This window comes from Pseudoalteromonas sp. MEBiC 03485, from assembly GCF_004195145.1.
Lineage (GTDB): Bacteria > Pseudomonadota > Gammaproteobacteria > Enterobacterales > Alteromonadaceae > Pseudoalteromonas > Pseudoalteromonas apostichopi.
This window is the reverse complement of record NZ_SGBT01000001.1, coordinates 401,338-427,077: the sequence shown is the minus strand read 5'-3', so window position 1 is coordinate 427,077 and position 25,740 is coordinate 401,338. Positions and strand designations below refer to the sequence as shown.

The 25,740-nt window shown below is 40.6% G+C and carries 24 protein-coding genes; 16 read left to right on the top strand and 8 right to left on the bottom strand.

Annotation, left to right across the window (positions count from 1 at the left end; translation table 11 throughout):
• Positions 1 to 12: 12 nt before the first annotated feature.
• Positions 13 to 2,523 carry a PBP1A family penicillin-binding protein gene (locus EVU92_RS01950; RefSeq protein WP_130049799.1) on the bottom strand — a complete coding sequence of 837 codons (2,511 nt, stop codon included), beginning with the start codon at positions 2,521 to 2,523 and terminating at the stop codon, positions 13 to 15.
• A gap of 132 nt (positions 2,524 to 2,655) precedes the next feature.
• On the opposite strand from EVU92_RS01950, the gene EVU92_RS01945 reads away from it, so the two are divergent.
• The 9 genes from EVU92_RS01945 to EVU92_RS01905 all read left to right on the top strand — a co-directional run bounded on the left by EVU92_RS01945 (position 2,656) and on the right by EVU92_RS01905 (position 11,613).
• The gene (locus EVU92_RS01945; RefSeq protein ID WP_130049798.1) at positions 2,656 to 3,735 is read left to right on the top strand and encodes a pilus assembly protein PilM; all 1,080 of its coding nucleotides are present in this window, start codon (positions 2,656 to 2,658) and stop codon (positions 3,733 to 3,735) included.
• Entirely contained in the window at positions 3,723 to 4,295 is a 573-nt protein-coding gene (locus EVU92_RS01940) for a PilN domain-containing protein (protein WP_130049797.1), read from the top strand. The genes EVU92_RS01945 and EVU92_RS01940 overlap by 13 nt, the downstream gene beginning before the upstream one ends.
• Positions 4,285 to 4,890, top strand: a complete 606-nt coding sequence (locus EVU92_RS01935) for a type 4a pilus biogenesis protein PilO (protein WP_130049796.1) — start codon at positions 4,285 to 4,287, stop codon at positions 4,888 to 4,890. The genes EVU92_RS01940 and EVU92_RS01935 overlap by 11 nt, the downstream gene beginning before the upstream one ends.
• A complete protein-coding gene (locus EVU92_RS01930) occupies positions 4,887 to 5,423 on the top strand; it encodes a pilus assembly protein PilP (protein WP_130049795.1) in 537 nt (178 codons plus the stop codon). Before EVU92_RS01935 ends, EVU92_RS01930 begins: the two co-directional genes overlap by 4 nt.
• 22 nt (positions 5,424 to 5,445) lie before the next feature.
• Positions 5,446 to 7,503, top strand: coding sequence for a type IV pilus secretin PilQ family protein (locus EVU92_RS01925; protein ID WP_233786782.1), 2,058 nt, complete (start codon positions 5,446 to 5,448; stop codon positions 7,501 to 7,503).
• A 179-nt stretch (positions 7,504 to 7,682) separates the two neighbouring features.
• Positions 7,683 to 8,201 carry a shikimate kinase AroK gene (aroK, locus tag EVU92_RS01920; RefSeq protein WP_036973192.1) on the top strand — a complete coding sequence of 173 codons (519 nt, stop codon included), beginning with the start codon at positions 7,683 to 7,685 and terminating at the stop codon, positions 8,199 to 8,201.
• A gap of 27 nt (positions 8,202 to 8,228) precedes the next feature.
• Positions 8,229 to 9,299 carry a 3-dehydroquinate synthase gene (aroB, locus tag EVU92_RS01915; protein WP_130049793.1) on the top strand — a complete coding sequence of 357 codons (1,071 nt, stop codon included), beginning with the start codon at positions 8,229 to 8,231 and terminating at the stop codon, positions 9,297 to 9,299.
• Positions 9,299 to 10,717 carry an AAA family ATPase gene (locus EVU92_RS01910; RefSeq protein ID WP_130049792.1) on the top strand — a complete coding sequence of 473 codons (1,419 nt, stop codon included), beginning with the start codon at positions 9,299 to 9,301 and terminating at the stop codon, positions 10,715 to 10,717. Before aroB ends, EVU92_RS01910 begins: the two co-directional genes overlap by 1 nt.
• Before the next feature lie 53 nt (positions 10,718 to 10,770).
• Positions 10,771 to 11,613, top strand: a complete 843-nt coding sequence (locus EVU92_RS01905) for a Dam family site-specific DNA-(adenine-N6)-methyltransferase (protein ID WP_130049791.1) — start codon at positions 10,771 to 10,773, stop codon at positions 11,611 to 11,613.
• Here EVU92_RS01905 and EVU92_RS01900 read toward each other — a convergent pair.
• Together EVU92_RS01900 and EVU92_RS01895 are read right to left on the bottom strand one after the other, a co-directional pair.
• Positions 11,585 to 11,770 carry a DUF2970 domain-containing protein gene (locus EVU92_RS01900; RefSeq protein WP_130049790.1) on the bottom strand — a complete coding sequence of 62 codons (186 nt, stop codon included), beginning with the start codon at positions 11,768 to 11,770 and terminating at the stop codon, positions 11,585 to 11,587. The genes EVU92_RS01905 and EVU92_RS01900 overlap by 29 nt on opposite strands.
• A gap of 5 nt (positions 11,771 to 11,775) precedes the next feature.
• Positions 11,776 to 12,072 (bottom strand): hypothetical protein, encoded by a 297-nt coding sequence (locus EVU92_RS01895; RefSeq protein WP_130049789.1) that lies wholly within the window; start codon positions 12,070 to 12,072, stop codon positions 11,776 to 11,778.
• Positions 12,073 to 12,405: 333 nt separating this feature from the next.
• On the opposite strand from EVU92_RS01895, the gene rpe reads away from it, so the two are divergent.
• The 3 genes from rpe to trpS are packed head-to-tail and all read left to right on the top strand — an operon-like array spanning position 12,406 to position 14,809.
• Positions 12,406 to 13,092, top strand: a complete 687-nt coding sequence (gene rpe, locus EVU92_RS01890) for a ribulose-phosphate 3-epimerase (protein WP_130049788.1) — start codon at positions 12,406 to 12,408, stop codon at positions 13,090 to 13,092.
• Complete coding sequence (locus tag EVU92_RS01885) at positions 13,089 to 13,754, top strand: phosphoglycolate phosphatase (protein WP_130049787.1); 666 nt, start codon at positions 13,089 to 13,091, stop codon at positions 13,752 to 13,754. The genes rpe and EVU92_RS01885 overlap by 4 nt, the downstream gene beginning before the upstream one ends.
• 50 nt (positions 13,755 to 13,804) lie before the next feature.
• Positions 13,805 to 14,809 (top strand): tryptophan--tRNA ligase, encoded by a 1,005-nt coding sequence (gene trpS, locus EVU92_RS01880; protein WP_130049786.1) that lies wholly within the window; start codon positions 13,805 to 13,807, stop codon positions 14,807 to 14,809.
• A gap of 127 nt (positions 14,810 to 14,936) precedes the next feature.
• On the opposite strand, the gene EVU92_RS01875 is transcribed toward trpS, so the two are convergent.
• Positions 14,937 to 15,830, bottom strand: coding sequence for a TraB/GumN family protein (locus tag EVU92_RS01875; RefSeq protein WP_130049785.1), 894 nt, complete (start codon positions 15,828 to 15,830; stop codon positions 14,937 to 14,939).
• Between the two features lie 55 nt (positions 15,831 to 15,885).
• Entirely contained in the window at positions 15,886 to 16,077 is a 192-nt protein-coding gene (locus tag EVU92_RS01870; RefSeq protein ID WP_130049784.1) for a hypothetical protein, read from the bottom strand.
• A gap of 278 nt (positions 16,078 to 16,355) precedes the next feature.
• Between EVU92_RS01870 and EVU92_RS01865 the strand changes: the two genes are divergently transcribed.
• Positions 16,356 to 16,601, top strand: coding sequence for a hypothetical protein (locus tag EVU92_RS01865; RefSeq protein WP_130049783.1), 246 nt, complete (start codon positions 16,356 to 16,358; stop codon positions 16,599 to 16,601).
• A gap of 14 nt (positions 16,602 to 16,615) precedes the next feature.
• Here the strand turns inward: EVU92_RS01865 and EVU92_RS01860 are convergent, their stop codons facing one another.
• Together EVU92_RS01860 and uvrA are read right to left on the bottom strand one after the other, a co-directional pair.
• Entirely contained in the window at positions 16,616 to 17,674 is a 1,059-nt protein-coding gene (locus tag EVU92_RS01860) for a hypothetical protein (protein ID WP_130049782.1), read from the bottom strand.
• 12 nt (positions 17,675 to 17,686) lie between these two features.
• On the bottom strand, positions 17,687 to 20,506 hold the full coding sequence (gene uvrA, locus EVU92_RS01855; protein ID WP_130049781.1) for an excinuclease ABC subunit UvrA: 2,820 nt from the start codon (positions 20,504 to 20,506) through the stop codon (positions 17,687 to 17,689).
• A 163-nt stretch (positions 20,507 to 20,669) separates the two neighbouring features.
• Here uvrA and EVU92_RS01850 point away from each other — a divergent pair, with 163 nt between their 5' ends.
• The 3 genes from EVU92_RS01850 (at position 20,670) to EVU92_RS01840 (ending at position 24,728) form a co-directional block, all read left to right on the top strand.
• Entirely contained in the window at positions 20,670 to 22,037 is a 1,368-nt protein-coding gene (locus tag EVU92_RS01850) for an MFS transporter (protein ID WP_130049780.1), read from the top strand.
• 20 nt (positions 22,038 to 22,057) lie between these two features.
• Positions 22,058 to 22,747 carry a single-stranded DNA-binding protein gene (gene ssb, locus EVU92_RS01845; protein WP_054563349.1) on the top strand — a complete coding sequence of 230 codons (690 nt, stop codon included), beginning with the start codon at positions 22,058 to 22,060 and terminating at the stop codon, positions 22,745 to 22,747.
• A 253-nt stretch (positions 22,748 to 23,000) separates the two neighbouring features.
• Positions 23,001 to 24,728 carry an EAL domain-containing protein gene (locus EVU92_RS01840; RefSeq protein WP_130049779.1) on the top strand — a complete coding sequence of 576 codons (1,728 nt, stop codon included), beginning with the start codon at positions 23,001 to 23,003 and terminating at the stop codon, positions 24,726 to 24,728.
• On the opposite strand, the gene EVU92_RS01835 is transcribed toward EVU92_RS01840, so the two are convergent.
• Positions 24,725 to 25,624, bottom strand: a complete 900-nt coding sequence (locus EVU92_RS01835; RefSeq protein WP_233786783.1) for a pyridoxal-phosphate dependent enzyme — start codon at positions 25,622 to 25,624, stop codon at positions 24,725 to 24,727. The two genes, EVU92_RS01840 and EVU92_RS01835, sit on opposite strands and share 4 nt — an antisense overlap.
• Positions 25,625 to 25,740: the final 116 nt, after the last annotated feature.

The following is a 25,740-nucleotide window of genomic DNA, read 5'->3' as shown; positions in this document are numbered from 1 at the left end:
TATACAAATTGCTTAAAACAGCTCTTCTTCTGTGCTGAGCTTTTCTTCAAACACATCAGTAGGTTGATCAAGTACATACTTGGTTGGCGCAGTGCCTTTAATAAAGTACTCAAAGCGACTAGTGTAATCGTTTTTATGGCTTAAAAGGCCCGTCGCTAAGTCGATACGAACCGATACTAGCCCCTCAGGAAGTTCAATAGGTGCTTCTGGCATACCATCAAGGGCTGCACGCATAAAGTCGACCCATGCCGGTTGCGCTGTTTTAGCGCCTGATTCTGCACCAGATATTTGCGATTTATCGAGGTTATTATTATAGGTCGAACGGCCAAGGGCCTTACCTGGGTTATCAAAACCAACCCATACCGAAGTCATCACATTGCGGTTAAAGCCGCTGAACCAAGTATCAACAGAGTCATTGGTGGTACCTGTTTTACCGGCTAGGTCACGACGACCAAGGGCTTGTGCACGCCAGCCTGTACCACTCCAACCCGTTTTATGAGTCCAGCTACCGCCACCCCAAATAGCACTGTGCATAGCTTGTGAAATTAAGAAAGCATTTTGCTTTGAAATGATTCGTGGTGCACAACGTGGGGCGCTAGTAACCTGAGTATTTGGAATATTTATCTGAGTATCATCCAGAGATGCAAATTCAGGGGTAATGGCTTGTTGTGGTTCATCACAGGCAAGTTCAGGCTCTGTTTTAAATAACACATTTCCGGCAGAGTCTTGAATTTCTGAAATAAAGTATGGAGTAATTAAGTGCCCACCATTAGCAAAAGTACTCATCCCCCTCGCAAGTTCAAGAGGAGTGATAGAGGCGCTGCCAAGTGCCAGCGATTCACTACGGTTAATATCACTGTTTAAAAAACCAAACTTAAGCAAATGATCGGCTGTGCGCTCAAGACCAACACCACGTAATAAGCGTACCGAAATTACGTTTTTCGACTGGGCAAGTGCTCTACGAATACGGATAGGTCCATTATAAACCGCAGGACTGTTTTTCGGGCGCCATGCGACACCTTGACTTTTATCCCACTGATTAATTGGTGCATCATTCAGAATAGAAGCGAGTGTATATCCATTTTCAAGTGCCGCTGAATAAATAAACGGCTTAATGTTTGAACCTACTTGACGTTTTGCTTGGACTGCACGATTGTATTGGCTTTGCTCAAAACTATAACCACCAACAATCGCTTTAATACGACCATCTTGTGGATCTAGTGAAACCAATGCGCTCGAAGCTTCGGGCACTTGGCTTAATATATAGCTGTCATCTGCATTTTTACGCAGCCAAATTTGCGCTCCAGCCGTTAGGATTTCACCAGCGGTTTTTGGTGCGAAGCTTTGACGGTATCGCGTAATATATTTACGTGCCCATTTTAAGCCATCCCACTCAATAGTAACTTGTTCGCCGCTTTTTAAAAGCACATCGATTGACTGTTCTGCGACATTTGTTACAACACCAGCCAATAACGGGCCAAATTCTTTAACATCTTTTAGTTTATTTAAGATTTCTTCTTGGCTAAGTGGGCTCTCGTTTTCACTGTCCCATAACTGTGCCGTAGCACCACGGTAGCCATGACGCATGTCGTAAGCATGTAGGTTATCAACAATGGCATCTTGTGCTGCTTGCTGAATATTTGAGTCAACGCTAGCGTAGACCTTAAAACCAGAATTATAAGCGCGCTCATGGCCATAACGTTCAACCATATCAGCACGCACCATCTCAGAGATATATGGTGCATACACTTCAATTTCTGCGCCGTGGAATTTTGCAGTAATAGGCGCCTTAGTGGCTTCTGCGTATTCACTCTGCGTAATGTACTTTTCGGTTAACATACGTCCTAAAACAACATTACGACGGCTTTTAGCACGGGTAGGGTTACGTATAGGGTTTAGTGCTGAAGGTGCTTTAGGTAAACCTGCAATCATTGCCATTTGCGCCAAGGTAAGTTCATTTAATTCCTTACCGTAATAAACTTGTGCTGCAGCACCAATACCAAAAGCACGGTTACCAAGTTCAATTTTATTTAAATATAATTCGAGGATTTCGTCTTTAGTTAATATACTTTCGATATGTAAAGCGATGAAGATCTCTTTGACTTTACGGATGTATGCTTTTTCTCGGGTTAAGAAGAAGTTACGGGCAAGCTGCATAGTTATCGTACTTGCGCCTTGTTTCTTTTCACCTGTGGATATGAGTACAATGGCAGAACGAACAATACCAATTGGATCGATACCGATATGCTCGTAAAAGCGATTATCCTCTGTTGCTAAAATAGCATCGATTAATGGTTGAGGGATTTGATCTATCGTAACGGGAATGCGTCGTTTTTCACCGAATTGGTTAATCAATAAACCATCGCGTGAGAATACTTGCATAGGTGTTTGTAATTGAACGTCTTTTAGTACCTGAACGCTAGGAATGTCAGGTTTAACGTAATAGTATAGACCAACTAAAGTGATTAGCCCTAAGAATGAGCAAATGATAATAAATTGTAAAGTTCGCTTTAATAAAATCACTTATATTTTCCCTAAATGGACTCCCAATTAGAATCGGAGACTGCTAGTATATATTGATTAAAAAATGAATAATATTTTTTCAGATAAAAATTATAACTTGTTTATTATTAAAACAAAGGCAAAGTTGCAAACATGCTAAGTCAGCTATTTAAAAAGCCTTCATCTATGATGGTAGGAATTGACATCGGATCGCACTGTATAAAAGCAGTGTTGCTGCAAGAAACAGACGCAGGTATGCGGCTTGAAGCGTTAGCTATTGAACCTATGCCAAAAGGCGCTATGTCTGAGCGTTCTATTCAAGACATAGAAGCGATAGGCAATGTTATCGCTAAATTAAAAAGAAAAATTCCTAAATCAGTTCAAGCTGCAGCAGTCGCTGTTTCTGGTCAAACTGTAATAACGAAAGTGATTTTTATGGATGTATCATTAACAGATGCTGAATTAGAGTCACAAATTGCCATTGAAGCTGATAGCTTAATTCCATATCCACTTGATGAAGTAAATATCGATTTCGAAAAGCTGGCAATCAACGAAGCAGATCCAAGTAAAGTAAATGTTCTTCTTTCTGCAGCTCGTACTGAAAGTGTGCAAGCGCGAGTCGGTGCACTTGAAGCTGCAAACTTAAAGGCTGCGGTTGTTGATGTTGAAAGTTATGCACTAAGTAGAACAATGGATATTTACTACCAACAACTACCTAGTGATGCTTTCAACAAGTGTGTTGCCGTGGTTGATATTGGTGCTGTATTGATGCTTGTCAGCGTAGTACAGGAAGGTGAAACAATTTACACTCGTGACCAAGTTTTCGGTGGCGACCAATATACCAATAGTATTGTTGCTTATTACAACAAGAGCTTTGATGAAGCTGAAATAGGTAAAACAACAGGTGACTTACCACCAAATTACACGTTTGAAGTTCTTGCGCCATTCCAGACATCGTTATTGCAACAAGTAAGGCGTGCAGTACAAATGTTCTTAACTACCAGTGGTAAAGATCAAGTCGATTACATTGTGCTGACTGGCGGAACCGCCATGATTGAAGGCTTAGATAGGTTGCTAATTGAAGAGTTAGGAATCCACACCATTGTTGCTGAACCATTTGCAAATCTTGAAATTTCGCCGAAGGTTGACCGTAATATGTTACAGCGTCATCGCACTCAGTTTGCGATAGCTACAGGATTGGCTTTAAGGAGCTTTTCATCATGCCACATATAAATCTATTGCCATGGCGCGAACAACAAAGAAAAGATTCCCAGAACAAGTTCATTACAATTTTGTTCGGCGTTGTTGTTGTTAGCTTCTTGAGTATGTATTTATTAAGCTCTTTTTACAGCGGCTTACGTGAAGGGCAGAATGTAAAGAACAACTTCTTAAATACTGAAATAGCATTATTAAACCAACGTATTCGTGAAATTAATGAGCTAGATAAGAAAAAAGAGAACTTACAACAACGTATGCGCTTAATTGAAGAGTTACAAAGTAACCGTAATTTGGGAACACAAATTATGGATGAAGTGGCAAATATAGTCCCTGCCGGTGTTTATTTAACTAAACTAGAGCGACATGATAATCGCATTCATGTTATCGGTCGCAGTGAATCCAATAATCGCTTATCGACTATGTTGCGCCAAGTGCAAGGTTCTTACTTATTAGAACGACCGATTATGCAAGGCATTGTAGCTGGTGAGCAAACGTCGCGATTGTTGAGTGACTTTAATATGGATTTTTATGTTAAGCCTTTTGATCAGATAGGTGAGGCACGTAATGAACCTTGATATCAAAGCGTTAACAGAAATAGATTGGAATGAAATAGAACTCGAAAATATGGGCGATTGGCCCATAGCAGTGAAAGCGCTATGTTGTGCGTTTGTGGCTGCAATTGTTTTGTATTTTAGCTATAGCTTATTAGTTTCAGATGAAATTGCTAGCTACCACAGTGCAGTAGCTAAAGAAACTGAACTGCGCCAAACATACAAAGCAAAGTATGCGATTGCGAGTAACTTGGAAATATATCGTCAACAAATGGTTGAAATGGAAGATAAGTTTTCGCAGCTCTTAAAACGCTTACCAACCTCCAATGAGACTCCTGGTTTACTAGATGATTTATCTTATGTTGGTACAACTAGTGGCTTAACTTTTTTGAAAATTGGCTGGTTACCAGAAATTGAAAAAGAGTTTTATACAGAACTACCAATTAAAATAGAAGTGGTAGGAACGTATCATGAATTTGGTGAGTTTGTTGGTAAAGTTGCTCAGTTACCGCGTATTGTTAGTTTACATGACTTTACGATTCAAACACTCGGTAATGGCGAACTAACTTTTAGTGTTGTTGCAAAGACTTATCGTTATGAAGGGGGGACTAAAAAATGAAGAAGCTTCCCTTAGTTATTGCAATGGCTATTGTGCTTACTGCTTGTAATGATGATACTTCTGAACAAAAAGAGTTTATTGATCAAGTAAAAGCGAGTACGACGCCTAAAGTTGAACCGATACCTGAAATCACAAAATTTGAGCATTTTGAATATAGTGCTGGTAAGTTACGCAGCCCGTTTGTGGCACCTAAGCCAGAAATAATCCAAAACAATTTAGTACAAGTTAAAAATTGCTTACATCCAGACCCTAATAGGGTTCGTCAACCACTTGAGAAATACCCATTGGATAATTTAGTTATGCAAGGGACTATCGGTCGTGCTGACAATACTTGGGCACTGATCAAAGCGACTGATGACACGCTTTATCGAGTGACAGTGGGTAATTATATTGGCTTGTATCACGGTGAAATAAAACAAGTGCACGACAATTATATTGAATTATTAGAATTAATCCCAGATGGGGCTGGTTGCTGGAAAGAGCGCCTGACCAAGCTAGAAATGTCAGAGGCAAGTACAAATGGTGCAGGTTAATCATATGAAAGGTGAAAAGAAAATGCATAAAGGAATGGCTTGGTTAAAGCACATAAATAAATGCGTGTTAGCTGCGTTAGCCTTAATTGTGGCTCAGACGGCAATCGCTGCCCCTTTATTGTACGACGTTCGTTATAACCCATTAATGCAAGGCGAAACACAATTACAACTTGTGTTTGATGAAGCTCTTACGTTTGAACCTAAAATCCAGGTATATAACTCGCCAGCTCGTATCGAAATGCTTTTTAGTAATGTAGGTGTAGATAATGAAGTACGTGATGTACCAGTTAATCAAGCAGGTATTCAGCATGTAACCAGCACTATGACCGAAGATGGTTTAAAAGTAATTGTTAGCTTAGATAAATTAAAAATTTATAAAACAACAGCGAAAGACAACATTGTTACTTTGCATGTTTCAGACAATCCGATTACAACAGATGACTCAAAGGATGGGTTAACCGCTTCTAATAACTATATTAACACAGTACAGTCGATTGATTTTCGTCGTGGTGAAAAAGGTGAAGCGCGTCTATTAGTCTTTTTACAAAATACGCAAGCGGCAATTAATGTGTATGAAAGCGGTGGCAAAATCATTGCTGAGTTTCACCACACAGATATTTTAGACGATTTATTATATCAATTAGATGTGATTGATTTTGGAACGGTCGTAAGCAACATTGAAACCTTCAAAGAAGGCAACATAACACGCATTGAGGTTGAACCAAATGCGGCATTTAAGTTTACGCACCAACAAATTGAAAACATCTTTACCCTCACAGTTGAAAAAGACGATACTCAGCGCGCATACCTTGATGGTGGAATTGAATATCAAGGCCGCCCTATGAGTCTTAATTTTCAAGATATTCCTATTCGTTCTGTATTACAGATTATTGCTGGTTATAACGAATTTAACCTTGTCACAAGTGACTCTGTAACAGGCAATATCACTTTACGTTTAAGCGGGGTTCCTTGGGATCAGGCACTTGATGTGGTGCTGAAGATTAAAGGCTTAGATAAGCGTATGGATGGCACTATCTTGATGGTGGCTCCTGCAGAGGAGTTAGCCGCTCGTGAAGCAAAGGAGCTTCAAGCTAAGCAGCAAGTTGAAGACTTGGAGCCGCTTTACAGTGAATATATTCGCCTTAACTATGCAAAAGCTGAAGAATTTGCTGATCTTTTAAAAACAGACACCAATAGCATAATCTCTTCACGAGGCAGTGTTTCTGTTGATAAACGTACCAATACTTTACTCATCAAAGATACAGCCAAAAGCATCGAAAGCGTGCGCCGTATGGTGGAAACCTTAGATATTCCTGTTAAACAAGTGGTAATTGAATCACGTATGGTGACAGTGAATGATAATGTCCAAGAAGACTTAGGTGTTCGTTGGGGGATCAGCGATGTAGGTAGTGATGGCGCTATTTCTGGCACATTAGATGGTGCCGGTGGTATGTTTGGTGCTGGCTCTTACGATAATATTCCAAGTATTTCTGACCGCTTAAATGTTAACTTACCTGTTTCAAGTCCTGCCGGTAGCATTGGTGTACAAATAGCTAAGTTAGCCAACGGTACAATATTAGATTTAGAGCTAAGTGCTCTTGAAGAAGAAAACCGTGGTGAGATTATCGCAAGTCCACGTATTACTACGGCGAACCAACAAAAAGCTCGCATTGAGCAAGGTACAGAGATCCCGTACGTTGAAGCAGCATCAAGTGGTGCAACTACGGTAACTTTCAAAAAAGCGGTGTTGAGCTTAGAAGTAACGCCACATATCACGCCTGACAATAAGGTCATTTTGGACCTAGTTATTACACAAGATACCCGCGGTGATACAGTGCAAACACCAACAGGTTCTGCTGTGGCAATTAATACCCAAGAGATCCAAACGCAGGTATTAGTAGAAAATGGCCAAACTGTGGTGCTTGGTGGTATCTTCCAACAGCAAATCGTTAACTCAACTAAGAAAGTACCTCTGTTAGGTGATATTCCATACCTTGGTGCGTTGTTTAAAAGTACGAGTGAATTTAACGAGAAAAAAGAGCTGTTAATCTTTGTAACACCAAAAATCCAAATTGAATAAGTGATTTTTTCTTAAGCAACGAGCAATTAGCATGTTTAATTGCTCGTTATCTGGCTTTTTATGCTAATTGACTTGAAATACCCAAGCAATTACTGAGATAATCCCCTCCTTAATTTTGGGGCCAGGTCGTTAGGCGGGGTTTTATTTCAAATTTTAGAGTTCGTTTGTACTAAAAAGATATGGCTGAGAAACGTAATATATTTCTAGTGGGCCCTATGGGGGCTGGCAAAAGCACAATTGGTCGTCACATTGCTGATCAATTACACCTTGAATTTTTCGATTCAGATCAAGAGATCGAGCGTCGCACTGGAGCAGATATTGCTTGGGTGTTCGATCTTGAGGGTGAAGAGGGCTTTCGACTTCGTGAAGAAACTGTAATTTCAGACCTAACAGAGATGCAAGGTATTGTGCTTGCTACTGGTGGTGGTTCTGTGATCAGTAAAGAAGTGCGTAACAAGCTATCTGCTCGCGGTATCGTTGTATACCTAGAGACACCAATCGAAAAGCAAGTTGCACGCACGCAGCGCGACAAGCGTCGCCCATTATTGCAAACAGAAGAAGCACCGCGTGATGTATTAGAACGCTTAGCTGAAGAACGCGAACCGTTATACAAAGAAGTTGCTGATTTTGTTGTCCGCACTGATGAGCAAAGCGCGAAAGTTGTTGCTAATCAAATCATCGAGAAATTAGATTTTTAAAAACCAATAATAAAAAGGGAACTAGCTATGCTTGAATTAACAGTTAATTTGGACGAGCGAAGTTATCCTATTTATATTGGTCAATCTGCTCTTAAAGAGACTGGTCGGCTACGCGAGCACATCGGCGATTGTCGACCTATCATTATCACCAACGACACCATTGCACCTTTATATCTTGATGATGTAATGACGTCGTTGGCTGATCTTAACCCGTTATCTTTTACCATCCCTGATGGCGAACAATACAAATCACTTGAGTGGTTTGAAAAGATTTCGGCGTTCTTACTTGAACATAACTGTGGTCGCGATACTTGTCTTATTGCCTTAGGTGGTGGTGTTGTTGGCGACTTAACCGGCTTTGTTGCTGCATGTTATCAACGTGGTGTGCCTTTTATTCAGGTGCCAACTACTTTGCTTTCGCAAGTTGATTCGTCTGTAGGTGGTAAAACGGCAGTAAATCATCCTCTTGGTAAAAACATGATTGGCGCGTTTTACCAACCACAAGCTGTATTCATCGATACTCAATCGCTGCATACTTTGCCCGAGCGTGAATTTGCTGCAGGTATGGCTGAGGTTATTAAGTACGGCCTCATTTACGACACTGAATTATTTGCTTACCTAGAGCAAAATATTAACAACCTTAAATCACTTGACGAGCAAACTTTGCAGCATGTGATTTACCGTTGTTGTGAAATTAAAGCTTTGATTGTTGCACAAGATGAAAAAGAAGCTGGCTTACGTGCACTGCTAAACTTAGGACACACCTTTGGGCACGCGATTGAAGCACAAATGGGTTATGGCAATTGGTTACACGGCGAAGCCGTTGCGGCAGGTATGGTGCTCGCAGCTCGTTTAGCGCAAACCCGTGGTGATTTAACTGCTATTGAAGTTGAACGCATTGTTAAATTGATTGCTGAGTATGATTTACCTGTTGATATTCCAAGAGATATGACTGGTGAGCAATTTTTAACACATATGCGTAAAGATAAGAAAAATAAGAAAGGTACTATTCGCTTTATTCTTCCAACCCAATTTGGTCAATGTGCGCTGGTAAGTGATGTTACTGATCAGCAGGTTTGTGATTTAATAGCGCGCTAATGCAATCACAAATATTGCCTAGCCGTGCTGCGCTAGTTGATCGAATCGCTCTGCAGTTTGAATATGGGCAAAACCTAATTTGCTTACTTGGTCCATCGGGGCTAGGCAAAAGTTATTTACTAGAAACCTTTATTACAGATAAATACCTCGACTTTAACAAGGCGTTTGTTCAATTGTCGGGAAAAATGACCGACCAGCAGTTTATGACCGAACTGCTTGAACAAAGCTTTAGTAACCCACTGATAGACCACTCTTTGAGTTTGTCTGAAAACTTCTATCAACTTTATAAACAACAGCCTTGTGGTGATTGCTTATGGGTGATTGATGGAGGGCGTCATTTATCTGAAGAGTTAATCCAGCAACTAGAAATTTTAGCAAAGCAAAGCCCGAGCACACTATACATTTTAATAGCATCCCAGTCGGTAGGGCAATTTAGTCAAGCTGTTGAAATTCATCTAGAAGCGCTGAATTTGAGCGAAAGCAAACAGCTTATGCGTTGGTTTTTCGATAACCTGCCGGTTGAAGAAGATCCTGTTTTTCGCACCTTTTTACAAGAGGCTCATGGTAATCCAGCTTTATTACTTGCATGGCAGCCCGAGCAACAAAGCGCAGACATTCGAGTACCAGAAAAAAGCTACAAATTGCTTTATATAATTTTGTTGTTACTCACAACAATGTTGTTAATTATTGGCTTTTTGTATAAAGCGGATATGACCGAGTGGTGGAAAGCGCATTATCAGCAAGATACAGTGAGCGCTGTGGCAACAGCGCTGCCCGCAGAGACGATAGTCAATAGGCAAGTAGAAAGTGACGAGCGAGTATCAGAACAAGCGTTAGATAAGCTAACAAAACCAGAGCAAGCCATTACTGAACATGCTGTAAATACCACCCCAGTTGCTCAACCGCCAGTAGAAACTTCAGAAAAAGAAAGTCATGAGAACGAAATCCATGACAATAATGTTGCTGCGATTGTCGATAGCCTTTTTCCTGCTGAGCAACAACATGCAGCACAAGATAGCGAGCAGCAAAGCACAGAGGAAATAGCGACAGCGATAAATACTAATACTAAGCCGGTAGTAGCTGCGCTCGAGCAAACTACTGAATCTGAGCTAACGCTTGAAGGTAATGCTTGGTATTTAACTCAGCCAGACGATCATTATGTCATCCAATTACTTGCGGTTACTAAACCAGAAATTAGCGATAAATTTATTAGTGAAAATGATTTGCTAGGGCAGGTTAATACATACCGAAGTCTACGCAGTGGTAAGCCTTGGTGGATTGTAACTTATGGCAGTTATGCCACACTGAATGAAGCTAAGAAAGGTGTAACAACACTTTCTGATAATGTGCGTAAAAATCAGCCATTTTATAAAAAAATAAGTAAAATTAAACAAGAAATCGCTTCACTTAATCAGTAAATTAAAACTGATTAGTGTAAAATCGCGCAACACAGAATTGAAGTTAAGAGCAGATGCAGCAAAAGACCAGAGCCTTCCTTAAATGGGCAGGTGGAAAATACAGCCTAGTTGAAGATATTCGTACCCGCTTGAAGCAAGCGAGTATGGATGCTGACACCTTAGTTGAACCTTTCGTTGGTGCTGGCTCTGTATTCCTTAATACGGACTTTAAGCATTATATTTTAAACGATATCAATGCGGATCTGATCAACCTTTACACTGAGCTAAAGCGAACACCTGATGAATTTATTAGCGATGCAAAGAAGTTGTTTGTAGAGCTTAATAACCACCCTGAAGCCTATTATGAGTATCGTGTTCAGTTTAATCAAAGCAGTGATGTGTATGAGCGTGCAATTTTATTTTTATACATGAATCGCCATGGCTATAACGGTTTGTGTCGCTACAACCTTAAAGGTATTTTTAATGTCCCTTTTGGTAAATATAAGCGCCCTTATTTTCCTGAAAAAGAAATGCACTTTTTTGCTGAAAAAGCGCAGCAAGCAACCTTTACTTGTTTAGGTTATGACGAGGTATTTAAGCTTATTCCTAATAATGCAGTTGTGTATTGCGATCCACCATATGTGCCTTTGAGTAAAACTGCATCATTTACTTCTTACGCTAAAGGTGGCTTCAATTTAGATGATCAGGCTAACTTGGCTAATTTGGCTGAGCAAACTGCATTCGAAAATAACACACCAGTGCTCATATCTAATCACGATACAGTATGGACTCGTAAAATCTATAGCCAAGCTTCACTTGATGAAATTCAGGTGAAGCGAACTATTAGTCCGAAGGGCGGTTCACGTAATAAAGTGAATGAGTTAATGGCTATGTATTTAGCACCAAAGAAACGGTGAAATAAATCGCTGCTACAAACAGGCTAAATAAGATGAGCGCGATGATGATGATAGTACTGAGTGAATGCTCTTTGAAGTCAGCTTGACGTTTGTCTTCTGATTGCACACCAAAAAATGCCGCGAAGACACTTTGCAATGCACTAATGAATTTGTTCATGCGATTTAGAACTTAGAACCTAAACTGCTAACTTTCTTTGACTCTTCACTACTTGTTAATAACTCAAGTAAATCAAGATAATGGAATTGAGCGCTGCGGCTATCACCAGTTAACCAAGAAAACCATCCTGTTTCTTGTTCTGCTTTCATACATTGAGCAGATGATGACGATGCGCTTAGTGTATTGCATGAGCAACTAGACGCCGCTGCTAAAAAGTCGTCTTCATCGGCAGATGAAAAAGATACAAACGTAGCAACCGTAAGTGCGGACGCGATTAAGATCCCTATTTTAAAAGCACGCATGAGAATAACCCTTGTTTGTGTTATTTAGACAAGCATACATAATAATTGCTCAAATAACAAACTTAATTAAGGCTGAATTAAATAAAAATATAATAAAATTAGTTCTTTAAAGTAAATTTTATGTTTATTTTTTGTTTTATTTGGGGTTGTCAATGCAAGTAGCTGAATAGAGTTATTGTTCAATTTTTGATTAAATTCACTTTAATTCAATAAGCTAAAAGGACTAGCCTTAAGTAATAGCCTCTTAACAGTCAGCTGTGGTGTTTTAATCAGCTGTCGATTGGGTTACATTATGCGCTCTTCTTGCAGTCGCAAATTATGATGGAATCTTTTATGTTGGAAACATTACAAAAGTATTTAATTGCCCCTTCTATTTTATCAGCTGACTTCGCCCGTTTAGGTGAAGATGTTGATCGTGTAATTGCAAGCGGGGCTGACGTTGTACATTTCGATGTAATGGATAACCACTATGTGCCAAACTTAACCTTTGGCCCAATGATTTGTAAAGCACTGCGCGATTACGGCATCACAGCTCCTATTGATGTGCACCTTATGGTGAAGCCTGTCGATCGCTTAATTCCCGACTTTGCTGATGCAGGCGCATCTATTATTAGCTTCCACCCAGAGGCGAGTGAGCATATTGACCGTACTTTACAATTAATAAAGGATAGTGGCTGCCAAGCAGGACTCGTGTTTAATCCAGCTACGAGTCTTAGTTATCTTGAACATGTGCTTGATAAAGTAGATGTGGTGTTATTAATGTCGGTTAACCCAGGTTTTGGCGGGCAAAGTTTTATTCCACATACTTTCGAAAAGCTTCGCCAAGCGCGTAAAATTATTGATGATTCAGGTCGCAATATTCGTTTAGAAGTTGATGGTGGTGTGGGTGTTGATAACATTGCTAAAATAGCAGAAGCAGGAGCTGATATGTTTGTATCTGGTTCTGCGATTTTCAATCAACCAGATTACAAAGTGGTCATTGATGCAATGCGTAGTGAACTTGCAAAGGTTGAGTCATGAAATACGATGCGGCTTTTTTCGATTTAGATGGCACCTTAGTTGATAGTGTTTATGATTTATACATTGCGATGAACCTGACTCTAACTGACCTAGCATTTCCGGTTGTTACACAGAAGCTAGTTGAAAGCTGGGTAGGTAATGGTATAGAAACGCTCGTTAAACGCGGTTTGAGTGGCGATATGCAAGTCAGTGAGCATTTAGATGAAGCTCTTACTGAGCGAGCTATTAATTTGTTTTATCAGCACTATGACCAAGTTGTGGGTGACTATAGTGCGCTTTATCAACATGTAGAAACAGGGCTTGCTGCACTTGCTGGTATTCCTAAAGTGGTGATCACCAATAAAGCACGTCGTTTTACCGAGAAGCTACTTGATAAACTCTCACTGACCAGTCATTTTCAATTGATTGTGTGTGGTGATGATATGGCAAAGAAACCATCACCTGAGGCTTTACAATTTGCTTGTCAGCAACTCGATGTCAGCCCTGCCAAAGCGGTTATGATAGGCGACTCAAAAAGTGATATTTTGGCAGCAAAAGCTGCTAATGTTGACGTTGTCGCGCTCGGTTATGGCTATAACCAAGGTGAAAACCTTGCTGATTTCAATCCAGAGTACCTCTGCGAGAATTTCTTAGATATAATACCCGTTCTTACTCAAAGGTAAGAGCATTTTAAATTCGTCTTTTTAGTTTAGTAAAAATATAAAGGAACATCATGAGTAAACCAGTAGTGTTAAGTGGCATTCAGCCAACCGGTGGTATGACAATAGGCAACTATGTTGGCGCTATTAACCAGTGGCTTAAGCTACAGGAAGACCACGAAAGTTTCTTTATGTTAGTAGATTTGCACGCCATTACGGTTCGCCAAGATCCAGAGCAACTACGCTCGCGCGTACTTGACGGTATTGCGCTATATGCTGCATGCGGTATCGACCCAGAGAAAGCTGCGTTATTCGTACAGTCTCAAGTGCCAGAACATGCACAGCTAAGCTGGGTATTAAACTGTTATGCTCAAATGGGTGAGCTTAATCGTATGACGCAGTTTAAAGATAAATCATCTAAGCATGCTAATAACGTAAACGTGGGATTATTCTCTTACCCTGTACTGCAAGCTGCTGATATTTTGTTATACCAAGCAGATCAAGTACCAGTAGGTGAAGATCAAAAGCAACACCTTGAGTTAACTCGTGATATCGCAACACGTTTTAACAACCTATACGGTGATGTGTTCAAACTGCCTGAGCCGTACATTCCTGAGTTTGGCGCACGTGTAATGAGCTTACAAGATCCTCTTAAGAAAATGTCTAAGTCTGATGAAAATCCAAACGGTTACATTATGTTATTAGATGAGCCGAAGAAGATTGAAAAGAAACTGAAAAAAGCAGTAACCGATTCAGACGAACAAGCACGTATCTACTTTGATCGTGAAGAAAAGCCAGGTGTATCTAACTTACTAACTTTATTATCTGTGGCTACTAAGCGCTCAATTGAAGACTTAGTACCTGAGTACGAAGATAAAATGTATGGTCACCTGAAAAAAGACACAGCAGCAGCTGTTGTTAGTATGATTGAGCCGATCCAGACACGTTTTAAAGAAATTCGCGAAGATCAGTCACTGCTTGATAGTATTATGAAATCAGGTGCTGAAAAGGCGAGTATTCGCGCTGAAAAAACATTAAAAGCAGTATATGACGCTGTTGGTTTTATCCCGCGTCCGTAAGCTATTACTTAAGTCACATATAAAAATACCGCTTTTAAGCGGTATTTTTTATTAAAAGCTAAGCACAATTAAAACAGTAAACAAACAGATAAGTGCTGCGGCGGTTTTGTCGGTTTTTTCCATTTTCTTATTCCTCATCTGTATTCAACTGCTTAATTTCATAACCTTTATTTTTTAACAAGGCTAATAGGCTATCTTCTCCGGCCAAGTGAGCTACGCCAACGACTACCAGCTCTTTTTGCTGATCAGTTAAATAGTGCTCAATATGATTAAGCCAATTCAAATTGCGTTGCTTTATGAGTATTTGATAAGTGTGGGGATCATGTTCTTTCAATGGCATGATGATAAGCTCATTCATTGCCCGCATATTGCCGTTTCGCCATGCAGCGAGCATGGCAATATAATCATGCTGATAGCGAGAAATTTGCGTTAACTGTGATTCAATAAAGGCATTTTCGTTTTGGCTGCCTAATTCCTTAAATAGATGTAATTGATAAGCTAAGCTTTCAAGGTAGGCTAATTTTTTGCTATCTTTTTTAGCTAATTTAGTAAGGTAGCTATCGACACCTTCACCCAAAAGCGATTGCTTTTTCAGCTCCAACGACATCATCAACAAACCCACCATAAACGGGCGAAAGCTATCGAATTCGCTGAGTTGCATGTCATAGCGGTTTAGTTGCTCTTCTAATCGTTGCTTCACGTGTGCTGTCAGCTTGCCACTTAAGGTTTCACCCGCTGGGTAGCTGAGAGCTTTGAGCATTGTCAGTTGTGCCGAGCTATTGCTTGGTGCTGGCATATTAGCTTCAAGTACTAAGGTATCTGCCAGATGATAAGCCTGATTAAACTCTGCAGGTAATGGTATCTCTTTCGGAGGCAAAACATGAATTGAGCCAGCAATGTAAATATATTTATCACCTTTACTTACCAGCCAAACAGCACTTTTAGCAATACTAAATTCACATATTAATAAGCCTGATACTGCAATCGATGAGATGAGTAAGTGTCGAGTCAGTGTTTTCATTACTTAAGCCTGTTAATTAGATGAAGCTTGCCCAGTATATTGGACAAGCTAGATATTACTTATTGAGCTGTTGCTCAATTTGGTGATCAATTTTATTGTTCATTTGTTCAATAGAAGCCTCGATAGAGGTCTCTAATTGCTGATTTAGCTTTTGGGCATTTTGACTATTTAATAAGGTGTTTGGTGATGTAAAAACAATTACCGTTACTGTTAGAAGTGACATCATTTTTAAAACTGAGCTGGTCATAATTTAATTCCTTTAATTGGTTGGTTAGTTTTATCAGCGAAGCAAAATTGGTTGGTAGCCCGTTGATGGAAACTACAATAGCGAGGAAAATAGTGAGAGTCGCTTATCTACATCTAAGCGATTTATTTATAAGGTTCTAAAAAGTTAATCTTTTTAATTTCAATGTTTTATGTCTAATCCTTACGGGGTTAAATAAGGTTTTATTGTCTATTATTTTTGAGTCTGTGCATTTTGATGCTAGTGTAGGTGTATTAAAATAGGAACTATTAGGTTTTGGTATGGGCTTTAAAGTAAAACATTATGCGGCTAAAACTGTGGCTGCGAATAGCTCATTAGAATGGGAGCTAATTTTAACTGAACTTATTATTGGTAGCCTTTGCGCAGCCTTCGCAAAGGTCGGCTATGACGCAAGCATGCTGCTTATTTTTATACCCAACTTAGTAATCGCCTTAGTTTGCTTTGGCTTTATTGGGCTTTCGGTATTTCATTTCATCAGAGAAAAACGCAGTAAGCCAAGCGAGTAGTATTGATTGCTGCGTTACTTTGCTACTGGAGTGACACCAGGTGAGTCACACGCAATGACTTCAAATCGATAGCCGTATTCGGCATTGTGATCCGGGGTTACTTGCACAATTTCATAATCATTCAGCTCAACAGTTTTACTGCTCTGTGATTTTAAACAGCGAGAATAGCTATCAGCCTCAAAGCTATAAGCAAACATAGCAATTAAGCGTTTACTCCTTTCAAAGTAACCCTTAGTGTCTAAAAACTGACGTAGATTTTGCGCAGTTTCGCTATCACCTTCAATATCTACATCTCGCCTTAGAATCGGCACAGAATTGCTGCTGTCTGGTAATTGCTGCTCTATTTTTTCACTGAGTTCTTCAACTGCTTTTTGCTGATCAGTAGGTGTCTCCTCTGCAATAGCTTTGCTATCTGCAAAACTGCTGACAACATCGTCTACCACTTCTTCAACTGGCTTGTCGTCAATAAACGAAATTAGATTAATAAATACGACTGACGCTAATATAAAACGCAATATAGCGGTTAACAGCGGTGAGTAACTTTGGCTAATAAACTTAATTCGCTCAGAACCAAACGGTTTTATCAACAAAAGAATAAAAATATAAAAAGGTAAAAAAAGTTGAAATAACAACAATGTAACTAAGCTAATGCCCATAGCCCAAGGGGGTAAATATAAGAGGGTGGCAAAGTTATGTGTGTAGTTAAAATGACTGGCAGAAACATGTGTTACATCATTTACAATACCGCTCGCACTGGCTAACACAAAATTAGCGACACTGGCGTAGAATATTAAAATCAGTGCTTTACCAGCAAGCGAATGCCAAAGCTGATTAAACTTGGGCCAAAATTCAATAACTAACGCAACAATTGTGATAGAGGCACTTAGCCAGCCCGATTGCACAACAATCAGGCTGCTTAATGCTAAAAGATAAAGCTTTTGTGCGGTACTTAAGTTAAACCAAATAGCTTGTAATCGTTCAACCAGCCTTGTTCTATGTGGCTGCCAGCTACGTTGCTGTTGTTGAAACTGTTTATTAGCGCGCCATTTTGCAATTTTTAAATACCTACGCACGCAATTTCCTTTTTAAAGTAGTGGTTTTAAATATCTTCCGGTGTGTGAGCGCTCACAATCGGCGACATCTTCAGGTGTACCTGAAATTAAAATTTCACCACCGCCTGAGCCACCTTCTGGGCCTAAATCGACAATCCAGTCTGCGGTTTTGATCACGTCAAGGTTATGCTCAATAACAACAATGGTATTACCATGATCGCGTAAGCGGTGAAGTACTACTAATAATTGCTGAATATCGGCAAAGTGTAAACCAGTAGTTGGTTCATCAAGGATATATAAGGTTTTGCCGGTATCGCGTTTTGAAAGCTCACGAGCCAGTTTCACACGCTGCGCTTCACCACCAGAGAGGGTTGTTGCTGCTTGACCTAAGCGAATATACGACAAGCCCACGTCCATTAAGGTTTGCAGTTTACGTGCAATAGCCGGAATTTTATCAAAATATTCACGGGCATCTTCAACAGTCATTTCGAGTACTTGGTGAATGTTTTTACCTTTGTATTGTACTTCAAGCGTTTCGCGGTTGTAGCGCTGACCTTTACACACATCACAAGGAACATACACATCAGGTAAAAAGTGCATTTCTACCTTGATCACGCCATCGCCTTGGCAAGCCTCACAGCGACCACCTTTAACGTTAAAGCTAAAACGACCGACTTTATAGCCTCGCGAGCGGGCTTCTTGAGTACCTGCAAATAGCTCACGAATACCGGTAAATATACCGGTGTAAGTTGCAGGGTTTGAGCGCGGAGTACGGCCAATTGGGCTTTGGTCAATATCAATGACTTTATCAAAATGATCTAGACCCTTGATTGACTTATACGGTGCCGCCTCTGCGGTAGTTGCGCCATTTAACTCTGTATGAGCCAGCTTAAATAAAGTGTCGTTGATAAGCGTCGATTTACCTGAGCCTGATACACCTGTGATACAGGTCATTAAGCCAAATGGAATACGTAAATCAACGTTCTTTAAGTTGTTACCTGTGGCACCAAATAGCTCAAGCCATTTGTCGTTGGTTTGATGGCGAGCCGCTGGCACTTCAATTTTCTTCTCTCCAGAGAGATACTGACCTGTGATTGAATCTTTGCTCGCTAAAATATCGTCATGGGTACCTTGTGCAATCACATGGCCGCCATGAACACCCGCACCTGGGCCAATATCGATAATATGATCCGCAGCGCGAATGGCATCTTCGTCATGCTCAACCACGATCACCGTATTGCCTAAATCACGTAAGTGAATAAGGGTTTTTAGCAGGCGATCGTTATCGCGCTGGTGCAAACCAATTGATGGTTCATCTAATACGTACATAACACCAACAAGGCCAGCACCAATTTGGCTTGCTAAACGTATACGCTGCGCTTCACCACCTGACAGAGTGTCGGCACTTCGTTCAAGCGATAAATAATTAAGGCCCACATTAATTAAGAAAGATAAACGATCGCGAATTTCTTTGAGAATTTTATCGGCAATTTGTGCGCGTTGACCAGTTAAATTCAAACCATCAAAAAATGCCATGCTTTCACCAATGCTCATAGTGGTGATGGCTGGTAGGTTTGTTTGGCCAATAAATACGTGGCGAGCTTCTTCACGTAATCGAGAGCCATGACAGCTCGGGCACGCTTGGCTTGTTTGGTATTTAGCGAGCTCTTCGCGAACCGAGTTTGATTCGGTTTCACGGTAGCGGCGATTCATATTATTCAAAACGCCTTCAAACTCATGGTTACGAGTAATTAAATCACCACGGTCGTTACGGTAGTTAAAGGCAATTTTGGTTTTGCCAGAGCCTTCAAGAATAACTTTTTGCGCATCTTTACTAAGTTCTTGGAAAGGCACTTCTAGGTCAAACTTATAATGCTCTGCGACTGCTTGCAGCATTTGAAAGTAATAAAAGCTGCGTTTGTCCCAGCCTTTAATTGCACCGCCAGATAAGCTTAGCTCTGGATTTTGCACAACACGGTTTGGATCAAAGTACTGGCGTACACCTAAACCATCGCAACTTTGACACGCACCTGCTGGGTTATTAAACGAGAATAAGCGAGGCTCAAGCTCACTCATGGCATAGCCACAAGTAGGGCAGGCAAAGTTAGCTGAAAACAGCATGTCTTCGCTAAGTGAGTCGTCCATTGCCGCTACATGGGCAATACCACTCGACAGCTCAAGGGCGGTTTCGAATGATTCAGCTAAACGCTGTTGTTGGCCATCTTTTACTTTAAAGCGGTCAACGACCACTTCGATGGTGTGCTTTTTATGAAGCTCAAGGGTAGGTGGATCAGATAAGTCACATACTTCGCCATCGATACGAGCGCGAATAAAGCCTTGGCTTGCTAGTTGTTCAAGCAACTTAACATGCTCACCTTTGCGATCTTTGACGACCGGCGCTAACAGCATTAGCTTACTGCCTTCAGGTAGGGCTAAAACAGTATCAACCATTTGGCTGATGGTTTGTGCTGCAAGAGGTAAGTCGTGAGTAGGGCAGCGTGGCTCACCTACACGGGCAAATAATAAACGTAGGTAATCGTAAATCTCGGTGATAGTACCAACCGTTGAACGCGGGTTATGCGACGTTGATTTCTGCTCAATAGAGATAGCAGGCGATAAACCTTCAATGTGATCCACATCGGGTTTTTCCATTAGCGATAAAAACTGTCTTGCATACGCTGACAGTGATTCAACATAACGACGTTGCCCTTCTGCATACAAAGTATCAAACGCTAAAGACGATTTCCCTGAACCAGATAGGCCAGTGATAACTATCAGCTTATCACGGGGAATGGTTAGGCTGATGTCTTTTAAATTATGCGTACGGGCGCCTCGGACTTCAATGTTTTCCATGCTATCTCGTTTTATTACCTAATTATTTTTTCAGTATCTCATAATACGCGATAAGATTAATCCTTGATCAAAGAAAAAATCATCACTTACAGGTGATTATTTAGTTTTCGCTTGTGGTAGAATCCACGCTCAAATTTTAAATAGACAGCAAGATCAGTAATTCATGACAGCATCTTCACTCAACTCTCGAGAAAAACGCGCTGCCGTTTCGTTGGCGAGCGTATTTGCATTCCGTATGCTTGGCCTATTTATGCTGATGCCAGTATTGGCGATTTATGGTCAGCAGTTGGAAGGGTTTTCACCGCTTTGGATTGGCTTTGCTATTGGTGCTTATGGTTTAACACAAGCTGTTTTGCAAATCCCAATGGGTTGGTTGTCAGATAAAATTGGCCGTAAAAAAGTCATTATAGGTGGCCTTTGTGTGTTTGCTCTTGGCTCTGTGATAGCGGCAACGGCTGAGTCTGTGCAAATGGTTACGCTAGGGCGCGCACTACAGGGGATGGGGGCAATTGCCAGTGCGTTATTAGCGCTTGCTTCTGATTTAAGCCGTGATGAACAACGCCCGAAAGTGATGGCTGTAATCGGTATGTGTATCGGTATGAGCTTTGCAGTCGCCATGTTACTTGGGCCAATTGTCGCTGCATCTTGGGGAGTCGCTGGGGTATTTTGGCTTACTGCTGGACTTGCCATTTTAGGTATTTTAATCGTGTTATTTTTAGTGCCAAATGCTGTTAGTAAGGCACCAAGAGGTGATACGCTAGCGACAGTTGATGACATTAAACAACTCATTAAACACCCACAATTAGCGCGCCTTGATTTCGGTGTAATGCTACTTCACCTTACATTAACTACCGTATTTGTAGCCTTACCAGGGCAGCTTATAAAAGATGGTTTAATTGCAGATCACCATTGGTACTTATATATCCCTGTGCTGTTTTTAGCGTTTTTCTTGATGGCACCGATGATGATTGTGGCGATTCGTAAAGAAAAAGAAAAACAAGCCTTTATTGGCTCAATCGCGCTACTTGTTTTAAGTATGTTAGCGATGTCGTTATGGGTTGATTCGGTGATTGGCATTGGCATTTGTATGCTGGTTTATTTTATTGCTTTTAACTTTTTAGAGGCAACCATGCCTGCACTTGTGTCGCGTATTGCCCCTGCAAACCAGAAAGGTTCTGCGATGGGGGTATTTTCATCTACGCAGTTTTTTGGTGCCTTTTTAGGTGGTTTATTAGGAGGTTACGTTGCTCAAGCATTAAGTGCGCAAGCAGTGTTTGCGGCGGCGGCACTTGTTGGGGTAATATGGCTTATCCTTGCTTGGAATATGCAAGTCCCACCAAGAAGTAAAATAATTAGCTTAATGACTGAATTAAGTTCAGAGCAGCAGGCACAAGCGCTTGCTTCTCGTCTTGTTGCTTTACCGGGCGTAATTGAAGCAACGGTCGTCTGTGATGAAAATCGCAGCTATTTAAAGATTAATGATAAAGAATTTGACCTAGACCAAGCACGCAAAGTGGCTGGTTTAATCTAACGTTTTATAGGAGAAGTTCCATGGCACGCGGTGTGAACAAAGTTATCTTGGTTGGTAATTTAGGCCAAGATCCAGAAGTACGTTATATGCCTAATGGCAATGGCGTAGCGAATATCAGCATTGCTACGACAGATAGCTGGAAAGATAAAAACACAGGGCAAATGCAAGAGCGTACTGAATGGCACCGTGTCGTGTTATTTGGCAAACTAGCAGAAGTTGCTGGTGAGTATCTTCGCAAAGGTTCACAAGTGTACATTGAAGGTCGTTTACAAACCCGTAAATGGACTGATCAATCAGGCCAAGAAAAATACACCACAGAAATCGTGGTAGACATGGGCGGTCAAATGCAAATGTTAGGCGGCCGTGGTGAGCAACAAGGTGGTGGCTATCAAGGTGGTCAATCACAAGGCGGTTACCAAGGTGGTCAGCAACAAGGTGGCGGATACGGCGGTGGTGCTCAGCAATCACAAAGCAATAATAGTTATGCTCCACAGCAACAGTCTGCGCCAGCACAGCAGCAACAGCGTCCGCAACAGCAATCTGCACCACAACAACAAAGCAATAACCAATATGGTGGCGGTTATGGTCAGCAGCAAAGCAGCGCACCTCAACAAGGTGGTTTTGCTCCTAAGCCTCAAAATGCACCACAAGGTGGCGCATCAAATCCAATGGAACCACCAATCGACTTTGATGACGATATCCCGTTCTAAATGACCAGACACCGTTAAGTGTTTGCAATATTTTAAACCCAGCCTAGTAGCTGGGTTTTTTATTTGCATAACACTCCGTATCACTACTCTTTAATTGAGTCGTGTTGGTTACAAAATAATTCTCATTAACTATTATTGCTAGGTGTTTAAAATTACAAAACTTTTGACAGCGCTGGTTATAGGATTTTTCTGATCTTGCTTTAAATCGCCCTGCAGCCTTGTATTTATAGGGTTCTTGGACAACACTTTGTATATGTTTAAGCAACTAACCTGTGAAATGAAACGAGATTTAACTTCACAATTCAAGCAACCGGTGGTCATCTATATGATGGCCGCGTTTTTGCTATTGGTTGTTTTTAATATTTTCTTAAGTGATGTGCTGCACGACAAAGTGCATCGCACAGGGACTGAGCTTGCCAAACAGGTTTATGAGTTAAATCTCGACCCAGTTGCCTCGCAAGATATTATTGCTTCATTAGCTAAGAGCCAAGGCTTTGCTGTGAGTGTCAGTGACGTACCCTCTAACTTTGCAAATTTTATTAACCTTGAACAAGAGGTGTTTAGCTATAAAACGGTTAATCTACGTCTTTTTCATTGGCCTTCTTGGCTGGTCGAAAGCCACTTATTTATTTTCTTAAATTTAATCTTGCTTGGAGCAGGGTATTGGGGGTTTCGCTGGTGGAAAAAAATGTTCAAGCAATTGGCTGTCGTAGATAAACCAATAATTAATCCAACTAAGAAGCCGAGTATTCAGTCGGCGACAAAAAAAATAGCATCGCCAAAACCTTTAGGCCATCAAGATTTGAATATTTTGTATGGTGTACCCACAAATTATAATCACTTGTTTGCGTTGTTTTTTTGGAAGAACCCATTTCCTGCCAACCTCGACGTTGATAATTACTTTAAATTAGTAATAGCTAAAGGGTTTGGTGAGCTTGTAAATCGTTCTGTTAAATTGTTGCCATCTGGTGGTATTGCCGTGACCTTAAATAGTGTACCTGCTACTGAAGTCGACAAATACACTAAGCGATTACATCAAGTTATATATCAAGCTTGCTTAAACTACCGAAGTGACTTGTCTCGCTCTGATATTAAAATTGGCGTATGTAATTACCGTACAGGCGCCGATCAGGCCGTTGTATATCAGCTTACGAAATCGGCATTAGCATTGGCGAAACAAAGTGCTTGGCAGCATATTCACCGCTTGCCTTTTGGTCATACACAGTCAAGTATTTTGGCTGATAGCAAAGAGCACCTTTTTGAATATATAAAGAAAAAGCATTTTATGTTGTTTTTTCAGCCGTTGTTTGACTTACAAACAGGTGACATTTTGCAGCACGAGGCATTGATCCGCATACGCCATAAAAACTTAGGTTTGTTGGCTGCGCGGCACTTTATTCCGCACATGAGCAGTAAAAAAGATGTCTTGCTGTTGGATAAAACAGTGGTTTCGCAAGTGAAGAAAATGCTGGTGAACGAAACTGGCACATTAATAGTAAGCATCAATTTGCATGCAATGAATTGGTTTAATGATGAGTTTTGGGTTTGGTTTAAACAGCAAATGGATGATTTTAATTGTACAGATAAATTGCAATTTGAACTCAGTGAAGATGATTATTTAAAACAACATAAAAAGCTTAGTGCACAATTTGAATGTTTAGAAACACTGTCGGCAGGTATTGTTATCGATAATGTTCGCAGTGCAGAGCATCTAGCAACTTATAAAAAAAATATCAAAAGTGTACGCAGTATTAAGCTGGCGTTTGAGCTTATTCACAATATTGATACTAATACTCAGCAACAAAAAACGGTTAAACAAATAATTACTAAAGGCACAGAATTAAACTTTCCAGTGTATGCGGTTGGGGTAGAAACTCAAAACGAACTCGCTACCTTGAAAAACCTAGGTGTAGTAGCTGCACAAGGTTTTTACTTTGCAGAGCCATTGCAAAGGCTGGCTGATATTACGCCTCATAGTTAGTCTATTAGCCTTCGATATTTAAGGCCATCTAAACCTTGCAGCCCACCAGTATGGACAGCAATAATGCGCGTTCCTTCACTAAAATAACCTTGTTCAATTAGTTGCCAAACGGCATAAAGCATTTTACCGCTATAAATAGGTTCAAGTGGGATTGCGTGTTGCTTAGTAAACGTTTGACAAAACTGCCACAAAGTATCGCTAAACTTTCCGTAGCCACCATCATGGAAATCGCAAAGCAGCTGCCAGTTTTGCTGTAGCATTGCTTTATTGCTGAGCTGCTTTATTTCCTCAATTAAATAGTGAGCTTGCTTTAACACTGCCACACCTAATAACTGAGTATGCTCTGGCATACCTTCAATTAAGCCCGCTAATGTGCCACCACTACCTGTTGGACAAACAAGCACATCACAACTTGGTAAGCTCTGTGCTAATTCTTTGCAGCCTAAAAGCGCTGCTGCGTTGGTGCCACCCTCGGGTAATATGTACGCATTAGGAAACTGCTTTTGTAATTTTGCCAAATAAGTTTGATCGTGCCTTGAACGGTAAGTAATACGATTAACAGGGTGCAAGCTCATTCCACATTGTTTAGCGTAATTTAGTGTTGGGTTTGCTTCATCTAATTCGGGGCCGCGGATAATACCATGGGTTTTAAAACCAAATAGTTTGCCTGCAGTGGCCGTAGCATGGATATGATTTGAAAACGCACCACCAAAAGTGAGTAACTCAGATTTCCTCTGTTGTTTCATAGCATCTAAGTTAAATTTTAACTTACGCCATTTATTGCCACTAATTTGTGGGTGAATAAGATCATCACGCTTGATACTAAGGTGAATTTTACGTGCAGTTAGTAATGGGTGATTAACAGTTTGTATTGGTGATTCAAAGAAAGTGTACACGGTATCATTCAGTAAAAAAACACATCCAATTGTAGCAAAGTTGTCTTACAGATAGAAATTAGTCAATTAAACCAAAATGATTTTGTTATTTACTGGCATCAACTAAGGTAATAGAT

Coding starts and splice junctions, on each gene's coding strand:
- EVU92_RS01945 (WP_130049798.1), top strand. CDS start 2,656: ATGCTAAGTCAGCTATTTAAAAAGCCTTCATCTATGATGGTAGGAATT.
- EVU92_RS01940 (WP_130049797.1), top strand. CDS start 3,723: ATGCCACATATAAATCTATTGCCATGGCGCGAACAACAAAGAAAAGAT.
- EVU92_RS01935 (WP_130049796.1), top strand. CDS start 4,285: ATGAACCTTGATATCAAAGCGTTAACAGAAATAGATTGGAATGAAATA.
- EVU92_RS01930 (WP_130049795.1), top strand. CDS start 4,887: ATGAAGAAGCTTCCCTTAGTTATTGCAATGGCTATTGTGCTTACTGCT.
- EVU92_RS01925 (WP_233786782.1), top strand. CDS start 5,446: ATGCATAAAGGAATGGCTTGGTTAAAGCACATAAATAAATGCGTGTTA.
- aroK (WP_036973192.1), top strand. CDS start 7,683: ATGGCTGAGAAACGTAATATATTTCTAGTGGGCCCTATGGGGGCTGGC.
- aroB (WP_130049793.1), top strand. CDS start 8,229: ATGCTTGAATTAACAGTTAATTTGGACGAGCGAAGTTATCCTATTTAT.
- EVU92_RS01910 (WP_130049792.1), top strand. CDS start 9,299: ATGCAATCACAAATATTGCCTAGCCGTGCTGCGCTAGTTGATCGAATC.
- EVU92_RS01905 (WP_130049791.1), top strand. CDS start 10,771: ATGCAGCAAAAGACCAGAGCCTTCCTTAAATGGGCAGGTGGAAAATAC.
- EVU92_RS01900 (WP_130049790.1), bottom strand. CDS start 11,770: ATGAACAAATTCATTAGTGCATTGCAAAGTGTCTTCGCGGCATTTTTT.
- EVU92_RS01895 (WP_130049789.1), bottom strand. CDS start 12,072: ATGCGTGCTTTTAAAATAGGGATCTTAATCGCGTCCGCACTTACGGTT.
- rpe (WP_130049788.1), top strand. CDS start 12,406: ATGTTGGAAACATTACAAAAGTATTTAATTGCCCCTTCTATTTTATCA.
- EVU92_RS01885 (WP_130049787.1), top strand. CDS start 13,089: ATGAAATACGATGCGGCTTTTTTCGATTTAGATGGCACCTTAGTTGAT.
- trpS (WP_130049786.1), top strand. CDS start 13,805: ATGAGTAAACCAGTAGTGTTAAGTGGCATTCAGCCAACCGGTGGTATG.
- EVU92_RS01875 (WP_130049785.1), bottom strand. CDS start 15,830: ATGAAAACACTGACTCGACACTTACTCATCTCATCGATTGCAGTATCA.
- EVU92_RS01870 (WP_130049784.1), bottom strand. CDS start 16,077: ATGACCAGCTCAGTTTTAAAAATGATGTCACTTCTAACAGTAACGGTA.
- EVU92_RS01865 (WP_130049783.1), top strand. CDS start 16,356: ATGGGCTTTAAAGTAAAACATTATGCGGCTAAAACTGTGGCTGCGAAT.
- uvrA (WP_130049781.1), bottom strand. CDS start 20,506: ATGGAAAACATTGAAGTCCGAGGCGCCCGTACGCATAATTTAAAAGAC.
- EVU92_RS01850 (WP_130049780.1), top strand. CDS start 20,670: ATGACAGCATCTTCACTCAACTCTCGAGAAAAACGCGCTGCCGTTTCG.
- ssb (WP_054563349.1), top strand. CDS start 22,058: ATGGCACGCGGTGTGAACAAAGTTATCTTGGTTGGTAATTTAGGCCAA.
- EVU92_RS01840 (WP_130049779.1), top strand. CDS start 23,001: ATGTTTAAGCAACTAACCTGTGAAATGAAACGAGATTTAACTTCACAA.